We start from the raw sequence: 10,533 nt of genomic DNA on the forward strand, positions 1-10,533 counted from the left end.
CAGCTCGACACGAAGCTCGACGGCATCCCGTCGTCGGTGCTCTCGGCGGCGCTCACCCAGGCGAAGGATGCGCGTCTGACGATCCTGAACGTGCTGAACAGCGCGATCGACGCTCCCGACGAGATGGCGCCGACGGCGCCGCGCGTCATCAGCGTGCAGATCCCGGTCGACAAGATCGGTGAGCTGATCGGCCCGAAGGGCAAGACGATCAATTCGATCCAGGACGAGACCGGCGCACAGATCTCGATCGAGGAGGACGGCACCGTCTACATCGGCGCGACCGACGGTCCGTCGGCCGAAGCCGCGCGTGCACAGGTGAACGCGATCGCCAACCCGACCAACCCCGAGGTGGGCGACCAGTTCCTGGGTACGGTCGTGAAGATCGCGACCTTCGGTGCGTTCATCTCGCTTCTGCCCGGCAAGGACGGACTGCTGCACGTCAGCGAGGTTCGCAAGCTCGCCGGTGGCAAGCGCGTGGAGAACGTCGAGGATGTCGTGTCGGTGGGGCAGAAGCTCCTCGTGCGCATCACCAAGGTCGATGACCGCGGCAAGCTGTCGCTCGAGCCGGTTCTCGAGGACGCCGACCAGGAAGGCCGCGCCGCGGCCAACCCCGGCCCGGAGGCTCCCGCCGAAGGCTGACCCGCTTCCCGCAGCGAATGCCCGTCCCCGTCCGGGGGCGGGCATTCGCCATTGACCGTGATGAAAGCGTTATGTATAGTTCACCGCCACGTCGCCTGGGAGCAACGATCGCACGCGCCGCTGCCGTACCCTCGAATCACGTGCCGGGGGGCGCGAGGGGCGGGTGCCCGCCTCGAGATTCGCGAGGGGGTGTGGGATGTCGGTGAGCGGAGCGAACGCGGGTTTCGGGGGAAACGCTGCGGCGATGGCCGCCGGCTCCCACACATCCCGCGGACACCACCCGTCCGCGCCGATCCCGGTGCAGGGACCGGGGGTCGCGACCGGGGTCCGGGAGAGGCTCGGTGAGACCGGTCTCGAGATCTTCCCGCTCATTCTCGGCGGATCCGAGTTCGGGTGGAACGTCGATCTCGAGTCGAGCCACGACATCCTCGATGCGTACGCGGAGCTCGGCGGGAACGCCGTGCACACGGCCGACAGTTTCTCCGGAGGACGCAGCGAGCACATCATCGGCCAGTGGATGCACTCCCGCGGCCTGCGTGACGACATGGTGCTGGCGGTCCGCATCGGCGGCCATCCCGATAACCCCGGGCTCGGGCCGGTCGACCTCGTCCGCGCGGTGGAGTCCTCGCTCGGCCGGCTGCGCACGGACCGCATCGATCTGATCTACCTCGACGCGACCGCCGACTCGGCGACCGCGCTCGAAGACACGCTGGCGACCGCCGAGTGGCTCGTCGACACCGGCAAGGCGCGTGCGCTCGGCGCGATCGGCTACACCGCGACGCAGCTCATCGAGGCGCGCATCCTCGCGTCCGCCGGCTTCCCGCGGCTGAACGTGCTCGACGTGCCCTTCAACATCCTCCGCCGCCACGAGTTCGACGAAGACCTGCGGCTGATCGCCGGGGCGCAGCAATTGGCGGTCACGCCGTCTCACGCGCTCGAGCACGGATTCCTCGCCGGCCGTCACCGCACCCGGTCCAAGGGGGCGCTGTCGGTGCGCGGTGCGCAGCTGGCGGCGAGTCTGAACCGTCGTGGAACGCGCACGCTCCGCGCGCTCGACGTGGTGGGGGCGGAGTTGGGCGTTCCGGATGCCGCCGTGGCCGTCGCGTGGCTGCTCGCGCAGAAGCTGGTGAGCGCGCCGATCGTCAACGCGTATGCGGCGCAGCACGTCGAGGAGCTCATGCAGGGCGTGGGCGTGCATCTCAGCCGGGCCCAGTTGGCAGAGATCGCCCGCGCCGCCGATTGACGATCGGCATCACCGACGCGCCGCCCGGCGGGCGAGGGCGAAGAGGCCGTGACATAGGGTGGAAGGGCGCCCGAAGGGGCGCTTGATGACATCCCGATGGAGCGAGTGACGTGACGCACTACATCTACCTCGTGCGACATGGCGAGCACCAGGATGCCGAGCACGGACTGGTCGACGGACCGCTGTCACCGCGCGGTCGTCGACAGGCAGCGGCCCTCGCGGACCGGCTCTCGGGAGTGCCGTTCGACAGCGTGTGGCATTCGCCCCTAGAGCGTGCGAGTGAGACCGCGCGTGCGTTCGCCGAGCGCATGCCCTCGCTGTCGCCGCAGCCCTCGGCCCTCCTGTTCGACTGCGTGCCGACGGGCATGACTCCCGACACGCCCGCGGTCTTCGAACCCTTCTTCGGCGGCGTGACCGACGCGGAGATCGACGCCGGGCGAGCCCAGATGGCGGACGCCGTGAGTGAATTCCTTCGCCGTCGAAGCGGCGACGTCCACGAGCTGATCATCACCCACAACACCGTCATCGCGTGGTTCGTGCGGGAGATCCTGCAGGCTCCGGAGTGGAAGTGGATGACCCTCAATCAGGCCCATTGCGGTCTGACGGTGATCGCTCAGAAGCAGGGCCGCCCGTGGATGCTGCTGACCCACAACGACCTCGCCCACCTTCCGGTCGAGCTGCGCACCGGCCTCCCCGAGACCCATCCCGTCTGAGGGCGCGGGGTGGCTCGCCGTCAGGACAACGTCTTGCCGTACCAGCGCGTCGCGTTGGGGTTGTCGTTGTAGGCCGGGATGGCGGAGAACCCGGTGGCGGCGTAGAGCCCGGCGGCGGCATCCAGGGTGTGATGAGTATCGAGGACCAGCTCATCTGCGCCGAACGCACGTGCGCGACGCTCGAGATCCTCCATCAGCGCCCGGCCCCACCCTCGGCCCCGGGTCTCGGGACGGAGGTAGAGATGCTTGACCTCGTAGCGCGTCGCGTCGTCCTGCGCTAGCAGCCGGCGGATGCCGCCGCAGCCGACCGGGTGGTCCTCGTCCGCAGCCACGACGAAGACACCCGCCGGCGGCGTGAACATCGCGGCGTCCGGCGACGAGCGGGTGTAGGTGCGAGACGGGAAGGATGCCGCGCGCGCGTCGAAGTATTCCGAGAGCAGCATGCGCGACACCTCGGAGCCGACCGGTTCGGCGGTGATGCGGAGCATCCCTGAAGAGTAGTCGGTGCACGTGCGCGCCCGGGAGGTGCGGGCGGGCTACGGTGGAGACATGACGACGCGCGTGGCCATCGTGGGCGGGACCGGCAAGCTGGGCGGCATCATCCGCGACATCGTGAACGCCGACGACGCGTATGTCGAGCACGCCGTGCTGACCTCCCGCTCCGACATCGACGAGATCGACGGCGCCGACCTCGTCGTCGATGCGTCCACCCCGGCGGTGTCGATCGACGTGGTGCGCGCGGCCGTCGAACGCGGGATCAACGTGCTCGTGGGCACGTCGGGGTGGTCCGCCGAGCGCATCGCCCTCGTGCGGCCCCTTGTGGATGCGGCGGGCACCGGCGCCGTGTTCATCCCCAACTTCTCGCTCGGCTCCGTCATCGGATCGGCTATCGCCAGCGCCGCGGCACCCTTCTTCCCCTCGATCGAGATCGTCGAGGCGCACCGGGAGTCCAAGGTCGACTCACCGAGCGGCACCGCCGTGCGCACGGCCGAGCTCGTCGCGGCGGCGCGGAGTGCGGTGGGCCCGGTCGAGTCCCCGCACGTCGATCAGCGCGCCCGCGGGCAGCGGGTGGCGAGCGTCCCGATCCACTCGCTGCGTCGCCCCGGTGTAGTGGCCAAGCAGGACGTCGTGCTCTCCGGCCCGGGGGAGTCGCTGACGATCACCCACGACACGATCGAGCCGGCACGCGCCTACGCCCCCGGCATCCGCCTGGCCCTCCAGAACGCGATCGTGAGCCGGGGCGTCGTGATCGGCCTCGACAGCTTCCTCGACATCGGCATCCGCACCCCCCATTCCGGTGGCGGGCCCCCGGTCGACGAGGGTGGAGTGCCCGGCCAGGTGGCGCGCACAACCGGAGCATGAGCGTCAAGATCGGGGTCGCCGTCATGGCGGTCCTGCTGGCGCTCTACATCGCGCTCGTCGGATGGCGCGCGGTGCTGCTGCTCGGCACCGGCGATCCCGTCGGCATCACGATGGGCGTGGCGCTGATCGTCCTGCCCGTGGTGGCGGTGTGGGCGCTCGGACGCGAACTGTGGTTCGGATGGCGTGCCCAGCAGCTCGGTCTGCGGCTCGAAGCCGAACACGACCTCCCCGAGGATGCGGTGGGGGTGCGACCGAGCGGTCGTGTGCTGCGCGAGGATGCCGATGCCGTCTTCCCGCGATATCGGGACGAGGTGACGGCCAGCCCGGACGATTGGCGCGCGTGGTACCGCCTCGGGCTGGCTTATGACGCGTCGGGGGACCGGCGGCGCGCCCGGGAGGCTGTGCGACGGGCCATCACGCTCGAGGCGGACAGCCGGCGCTAGTCAGCCTCCGCCAGGGCGGCTGCGACAGCGGCTTCGACCGTCGAATGGGTGAAGGAGAAGCCGGATGCCTCCAGAGCGGCCGGAACGACGTTCGCGTCGGTTGTGAGCAGCGCCTCCACCGCATCGCGGCCGAGTGCGGCGCGCAGCGCCCAGGCCGGTGCCCGGAGCAGATACGGACGATTCATACGCACCGCGAGGGCGAAGCCCAGGTCGTTCGCGGTCGCTCGGGTCGGGCCCGTGAGGTTGACCGGGCCGAGAATCCCGGTGTCGAGGATGTGGCGGATGGCGCGCACCTCGTCCTGCAGTGATATCCACGGCCATACCTGCGTCCCGCGACCGATCGGACCGGAAAAGCCGAGGCGGGTCAGGAGCATGAGCGGCTTCAGGACGCCCTCCGGGTGCACGACGGGCGCCGTGCGCAGCAGCGACACGCGGGCGTGCTCACCGGCTCCGAGTGCGGCGTGCTCCCACTCGCCGCATACATCCGCGAGGAAACCCTCCCCTCGTTGCGCCGTCTCGTCGACGTCGCCCGGCGGAAACGCTCCGTAGTACCCGACGGCGGAGGCCGACAGGAACGCGGGGGCGTCGTCGCCGAGCTCTCGCACGGCTCGGGCCAGGGCCCGGGTCGGGGTGATCCGCGACCAGAGCAGAGTGCTGCGGTACGACCGCGTCCACGGAAAGCGTCCGATGCTCGCGCCACCGAGGCCGACCACGGCGCGAGCGCCGGCGAGCACGTCGGGATCGAGCGGGCGCGTGTCCGTGAGCCATTCCACCTCGTCGGGAGCCGTGGCGGTGCGACGCACGAGGCGGACGACCTCGTGGCCGTCGGCGCGCAGGCCGGCGACGAGCGCTCGCCCGATCAGTCCGCTCGCGCCGCCGATGACGATGCGACCCGGTGAGGAATCAGGCAAGCGTCGCCTCGAGCGTGATGTCGATCCCTGCGAGGGCCTGTGACACGGGGCATCCGGTCTTCGCCTCCTCGGCGATGCGGGCGAAGGCGTCCGCATCCAGTCCGGGCACGACCGCGTTGACGTTGAGGTGGCTGCCGGTGATGCCGGTGCCGGGCTGGAACGTGACCGATGCGGTCGTGTCGACCGATTCCGGAGGGGTGCCGTTCCCGGCGAGTGCGTGGGAGAGCGCCATGCTGAAGCACGAAGCGTGCGCGGCGGCGATGAGCTCCTCCGGCGTGGTGGTCGACGTGGATCCCTCGCTGCGCGCCTTCCAGTTCACCGGAAGGGAAGCAGCCCCGGAAGACACCAGCGAGACGGTGCCTTCGCCGTCGGTGAGGGAGCCTTTCCAGGCGGTGGTCGCTTCGCTCGTGACGGTCATGATGCCCCTGTTCCTCGTGGCGGTGACGGATGATCCGCCGGTGGCGGACGCCGTCAGCCTAACGGGGCGCTCAGCCGTCCGCGACGGCTTGACAGCTGGCGTGCGGCGGGTCGGTCAGACCGCGGGGCGCTCGCGCCCCACGACGCCCGCCCGCTCGAGCACGAGGTAGAGCTGGCAGCCGAGGCACAGCCCGAAGACGGCGTTGAGGAAAGCGGCCGCGAACGCGAGCGATGCGGCAACGGGGAGTGCCCACGGCACACCGGCGAGGTGCAGCGCGAGACCGATGACCGAGACGAAGAGGCCGACGCCCTGGGCGAAGCGCGGCGGGCGCGGGTCCTCGCGTTCGGTGGGCTTCGGCAGACGCGGCGCGATCACGCGTCGGAACAGCACGCTCCACGGCGCGGTGCGCGGCACGATCACGCCCCACAGGAAGAGAAGGGCGATCACGCTCAGCAGGAGGAACGCCGGGTCCAGAGCGCGCTGCGCGATGCTCGCCTCCTGAATCGCCCACCCTGCGCCGGGCGTGGACGCCGCCGCGGCCAGGGGCTGATAGGCGAACCATTCGCCGGCTCGCTGCGTCGCGAGTCCCGTCAACGCGAGGAAGACGTCGATCAGCAGCAGAAGCGAGGTGATGGCGGCGGCGAAACGAGGGCCGCGCGGGTCGATGCCGGTGTCAGACATGGGCGCTGCTCCCCGTCAGGCGCGCCAGCTCCAGCTCGAGCATGTGACGGTTCGGCACGCCGCCCACGCGCGACTGCACGGCGCCGCGGGCGTCCAGGATGAGCGTCGTCGGCGTCTGCAGCACGTGGAAGTGCTTGGCGATGTCCGGACGGTGGGTGAGGTCGATGTCGAGGTGGCGGACGCCGTCGCGCGATTCGGCGATCTGCGAGAGCGTGCGGTGCACGCCGGGGCACTTGGCGCACAGCTCGGTGCTGAACTGCAGCAGCGTCGCGCGCTCGCCGAGGCTGTCGGCCCCCAGGCGCCGCGGCTGGATGACCTCGTGTGCGACGCCGCGACGGAGACGACCTTGGCGGGCGCGCACGAGCAGTCCGATGCCGGCGGTGACGGCGATCAGCACGGCGACGCCGAGGAGGGAGGCCAGGATGTCCACAACCGACAAGGCTAGACGTTCGCGCGCCGCGGGCGGCCGAATCCGGTGCGAACGCGACCACCGTCGTAACACGGCGACCCGGCGCGGCGCGGGTAGGGTGGCACCGTGACCGACGCCGACATCCAGTTCCGCAGTGACATGACCGTCGATCTCGTCAGATCGAGCGCCTCGGATTCCGACGTTCTGTTCGCGGCACGCGTGTCGACGCAGGGTGAGCAGACGCTCGAGTCCGCGCAGGGCGGCGAGGAGGCCTCGGGTCGTGACCGGGGTCTCGTGAACTTCCTGATGAGGGATCGGCACGGCTCCCCGTTCGAGCACAATTCCATGACCTTCTACGTGCAGGCACCCATCTTCGTCTTCCGCGAGTTCATGCGGCATCGCATCGCGTCGTACAACGAGGAGTCCGGACGCTACCGCGAGCTGCGGCCCGTTTTCTATGTGCCTGCTCGCGAGCGCAACCTGGTGCAGGTCGGCCGGCCGGGAGCGTATGAGTTCCTTCCCGGCGACGACGAGCAGTTCGCCCTTGTCGACGAGGCCACGCGTGCAGCGAGTGTGCAGGCGTTCGAGGCGTATCAGCGCATGCTGGACGCTGGGGTGGCCCGCGAGGTGGCGCGCATCGTGCTCCCGCTGAACATCTACTCGTCGATGTACGTGACGATGAACGCCCGTGCGCTGATGAATTTCCTCTCGCTGCGCACCAAGGTCGAGGGCACGCACTTCCCGTCGTTCCCCCAGCGGGAGATCGAGATGTGCGCCGAGCAGATGGAGGCGCAGTGGCGAGAGCTCATGCCGCTGACCCACGCGTCGTTCAACGCCAACGGACGCGTGGCGCCGTAACCATGGTCACGGCGCTGATCACCGGAGCAAGCTCGGGACTCGGTGCGGAATACGCGCGCCAGCTCGCGGCGCGCGGCGCCGACCTCGTGCTCGTCGCGCGGGATCTCGAGGCGCTCGACGCGGTCGCCGAAGCCATCCGTGCCTGCCACCGCGTGGAGGTGGAGGTGATCAGCGCCGACCTCGCCGTCTCCGACGAGGTGGATCGGGTCGTCGCGCGGCTCACGGCCGCCGATGCGCCGGTCGAGCTCCTGGTCAACAACGCCGGTTTCGGTCTCCCTCTCGACTTCGCGGCGAACGACGTCGCACGCGAGGTCGATCATCTGCGCGTCCACGTCGAAGCGCCGCTTCGTCTGTGCCACGCCGCTCTGGAGGGCATGCTCGCGCGCGGTCACGGCCGCATCGTCAACGTCGCATCCGTCGCCGCCTATCTGCCGCGGTCGACCTACGGGGCGTGCAAGCGCTGGCTGGTGGACTTCAGCCGCTGGGCGAACGCCGCCTACGCGGCACGTGGCGTGACCGTGACCGCGGTGTGCCCGGGCTTCACGCACACCGGCTTCCACGAGCGGATGGGGCTGGCTCCCGGGCGCGAGGGCGTGCCCGGGTGGATGTGGCTGGACGCGCGTGAGGTCGTCACCGCGTCACTGCGCGCCGCCGCGAAGGGACGAGGGGTCTCTATTCCGTCGTTCCGCTATCGGGCGCTCGCGCGCGTGGCTGCTCTCCTGCCGGCATCGCTGGGCGCGAGCGTCGGCACGCGCGGTCGCTGAGCGGACGCCGCGAGACGATAGCCTGGAGGCATGACGCTCGACGCCAATCCCTTCGGCCAGGTGCTCGTGGCCCTCATCACCCCGATGACGGCCGACGGAGAGGTCGACTGGCCGGCGACGGAGAAGCACATCGATGACGTCGTGTCCGCCGGTGCGGACGGCGTCGTCGTGACCGGCACCACGGGGGAGACCTCGACCCTCACCGACGCGGAGAAGCTGCGTCTGGTGGAGGTCGGCAAAGACGTCGCGGCCGGTCGAGCCAAGATCATCACCGGCGGAGGCTCCAACGAGACGGCGCACGCGATCGAGCTGTACAAGGCCAGCGAGAAGGCCGGTGCCGACGGCATCATGATCGTCACGCCGTACTACAACAAGCCCACGCAGGCCGGCATTCTGACCCACTTCCGGCTCGTCGCCGACGCCACCGATCTGCCCGTCATCCTCTACGACATCCCGGGCCGCACCGGCGTGCCGATCGCCTACGAGACGCTCCTCCGCGTGGCCAATCACCCGAACATCCTCGCCGTGAAGGACGCCAAGGGAGACTTCAGCGAGGTCAGCCGGGTGCTCAATCAGACCGACCTGATGTACTTCTCGGGCGACGACGCCAATGTCCTGCCGCACCTGTCGATCGGCGCCAGCGGACTCATCGGGGTCACCGCCAACATCGCTCCGGCGCCCTACCGCGCAATCGTCGATGCCGTCAACGCCGGCGACCTCGCCACCGCGACGGCGCAGCATCAGACCCTCGAGCCTCTCGTGCGAGCGGTGATGACGCATGTTCCCGGGACCGTCGCGGCGAAGTACATCCTGCACGGCCTGGGCCGCATCTCCAGCCCTCGCGTGCGCCTGCCGCTGGTCGGCCCGGAGGAATGGGAGGCGGCCATGATCGAAGACGAGCTCGCGCTGGTGAGCGGAGTCGACGGTGCGGAGTTCCGCAACTTCCGCCCCGACCGCAACGCCGCCGCCGGCGGAGCGCTCCCGAAGGTCTCGGGGACCACCCGATGACCCCTCCCACGTCGGTCGCCATGCCGCCCGCACTCGAGAAGGGCACGCTCCGCGTCATCCCGCTCGGGGGCCTCGGCGAGGTCGGTCGCAACATGACCGTCTTCGAGATCGACGGCAAGCTGCTCGTCGTCGACTGCGGCGTGCTGTTCCCCGAGGAGCATCAGCCGGGTGTAGACCTCATCCTGCCCGACTTCGAGCCGATCAAGTCGCGCCTGAACGACATCGTCGGGGTTGTGCTCACCCACGGCCACGAAGACCACATCGGCGCCGTGCCCTATCTCCTGAAGCTCAAGGGAGACATCCCGATCATCGGATCCGGGCTCACCCTCGCGCTGACGGAGGCGAAGCTCAAAGAGCACCGCATCAAGCCCTACACCCTCACGGTCGCCGAGGGCCAGCGCGAGCAGGTGGGTCCGTTCGACCTCGAGTTCATCGCCGTCAACCACTCCATCCCGGATGCGCTCGCCGTCGCCATCCGCACGGTCGCCGGCACCGTTCTGGCCACGGGCGACTTCAAGATGGACCAGCTTCCGCTCGACGGGCGCCTGACCGACCTGCGCTCCTTCGCACGCATCGGCGAAGAGGGGATCGATCTGTTCATGGTCGATTCCACGAATGCCGACGTGCCCGGGTTCACCCCGCTGGAGCGGGAGATCGGGCCGGTCCTCGACCAGGTCATCGGCAAGGCGCCGCGCCGCGTGATCGTGGCGAGCTTCTCCAGCCACGTGCACCGCGTGCAGCAGGTGCTGGATGCCGCCCACGCCCACGGCCGGCGCGTCGCCCTCCTCGGACGCAGCATGGTGCGCAACATGACCATCGCCGAGAAGCTGGGCTATCTCACGGTGCCCTCCGGCGTGCTCATCGACTACAAGAAGGCGCGCGATCTCCCGGACGACCGGATCGTGTACATGTCGACCGGTTCCCAGGGTGAGCCGATGGCGGTGCTCAGCCGCATGGCCAACCTCGACCACGAGATCGAGCCCGGCCCCGGCGACACCGTCATCCTCGCCTCCAGCCTCATCCCGGGCAACGAGAACGCCGTGTACCGCGTGATCGACGGTCTCACCAAGCTCGGCACCAACGT

Annotated in this window: 14 protein-coding genes; 9 read left to right on the forward strand and 5 right to left on the reverse strand. The window is 69.8% G+C overall.

The features are described from left to right. The 3 genes from B4E30_RS10675 to B4E30_RS10685 all read left to right on the forward strand — a co-directional run. Window positions 1-639: S1 RNA-binding domain-containing protein (locus tag B4E30_RS10675; RefSeq protein ID WP_286795279.1), on the forward strand; the 639-nt coding region annotated here is incomplete at its 5' end. 244 nt (window positions 640-883) lie between these two features. Next, window positions 884-1,882, forward strand: coding sequence for an aldo/keto reductase (locus tag B4E30_RS10680; RefSeq protein ID WP_194385524.1), 999 nt, complete (start codon window positions 884-886; stop codon window positions 1,880-1,882). 110 nt (window positions 1,883-1,992) lie between these two features. After that, entirely contained in the window at window positions 1,993-2,595 is a 603-nt protein-coding gene (locus B4E30_RS10685) for a histidine phosphatase family protein (RefSeq protein WP_071045692.1), read from the forward strand. Between the two features lie 20 nt (window positions 2,596-2,615). Here B4E30_RS10685 and B4E30_RS10690 read toward each other — a convergent pair whose 3' ends face one another. Beyond that, a complete protein-coding gene (locus B4E30_RS10690) occupies window positions 2,616-3,083 on the reverse strand; it encodes a GNAT family N-acetyltransferase (RefSeq protein ID WP_286795281.1) in 468 nt (155 codons plus the stop codon). Between the two features lie 61 nt (window positions 3,084-3,144). Here B4E30_RS10690 and dapB point away from each other — a divergent pair, with 61 nt between their 5' ends. Together dapB and B4E30_RS10700 are read left to right on the forward strand one after the other, a co-directional pair. Beyond that, window positions 3,145-3,957, forward strand: a complete 813-nt coding sequence (gene dapB / locus B4E30_RS10695; protein ID WP_286795282.1) for a 4-hydroxy-tetrahydrodipicolinate reductase — start codon at window positions 3,145-3,147, stop codon at window positions 3,955-3,957. Then, complete coding sequence (locus B4E30_RS10700; protein WP_194383390.1) at window positions 3,954-4,400, forward strand: hypothetical protein; 447 nt, start codon at window positions 3,954-3,956, stop codon at window positions 4,398-4,400. The genes dapB and B4E30_RS10700 overlap by 4 nt, the downstream gene beginning before the upstream one ends. Here the strand turns inward: B4E30_RS10700 and B4E30_RS10705 are convergent. The 4 genes from B4E30_RS10705 to B4E30_RS10720 form a co-directional block, all read right to left on the reverse strand. After that, the gene (locus B4E30_RS10705) at window positions 4,397-5,311 is read right to left on the reverse strand and encodes a TIGR01777 family oxidoreductase (RefSeq protein WP_286795283.1); all 915 of its coding nucleotides are present in this window, start codon (window positions 5,309-5,311) and stop codon (window positions 4,397-4,399) included. The genes B4E30_RS10700 and B4E30_RS10705 overlap by 4 nt on opposite strands. Continuing rightward, window positions 5,304-5,729 (reverse strand): OsmC family peroxiredoxin, encoded by a 426-nt coding sequence (locus B4E30_RS10710; protein WP_194383388.1) that lies wholly within the window; start codon window positions 5,727-5,729, stop codon window positions 5,304-5,306. The genes B4E30_RS10705 and B4E30_RS10710 overlap by 8 nt, the downstream gene beginning before the upstream one ends. Before the next feature lie 114 nt (window positions 5,730-5,843). Further along, window positions 5,844-6,410 (reverse strand): DUF4395 domain-containing protein, encoded by a 567-nt coding sequence (locus B4E30_RS10715; RefSeq protein ID WP_286795284.1) that lies wholly within the window; start codon window positions 6,408-6,410, stop codon window positions 5,844-5,846. After that, on the reverse strand, window positions 6,403-6,840 hold the full coding sequence (locus tag B4E30_RS10720) for a TlpA family protein disulfide reductase (protein ID WP_286795293.1): 438 nt from the start codon (window positions 6,838-6,840) through the stop codon (window positions 6,403-6,405). Before B4E30_RS10720 ends, B4E30_RS10715 begins: the two co-directional genes overlap by 8 nt. Before the next feature lie 138 nt (window positions 6,841-6,978). Between B4E30_RS10720 and thyX the strand changes: the two genes are divergently transcribed. From thyX to B4E30_RS10740, 4 genes are all read left to right on the forward strand, one after another. Further along, window positions 6,979-7,677 carry an FAD-dependent thymidylate synthase gene (thyX, locus tag B4E30_RS10725; protein ID WP_286795294.1) on the forward strand — a complete coding sequence of 233 codons (699 nt, stop codon included), beginning with the start codon at window positions 6,979-6,981 and terminating at the stop codon, window positions 7,675-7,677. Between the two features lie 2 nt (window positions 7,678-7,679). Further along, a complete protein-coding gene (locus B4E30_RS10730) occupies window positions 7,680-8,441 on the forward strand; it encodes an SDR family NAD(P)-dependent oxidoreductase (RefSeq protein ID WP_286795285.1) in 762 nt (253 codons plus the stop codon). Window positions 8,442-8,471: 30 nt separating this feature from the next. Continuing rightward, a complete protein-coding gene (gene dapA / locus B4E30_RS10735; protein ID WP_286795286.1) occupies window positions 8,472-9,449 on the forward strand; it encodes a 4-hydroxy-tetrahydrodipicolinate synthase in 978 nt (325 codons plus the stop codon). Then, on the forward strand, window positions 9,446-10,533 hold a 1,088-nt coding region (locus B4E30_RS10740; protein ID WP_286795287.1), incomplete at its 3' end, for a ribonuclease J. The genes dapA and B4E30_RS10740, both read left to right, overlap by 4 nt.

This window comes from Microbacterium sp. UBA3394, assembly GCF_002358725.1.
In the GTDB taxonomy this organism is placed as follows: domain Bacteria; phylum Actinomycetota; class Actinomycetes; order Actinomycetales; family Microbacteriaceae; genus Microbacterium; species Microbacterium luteum.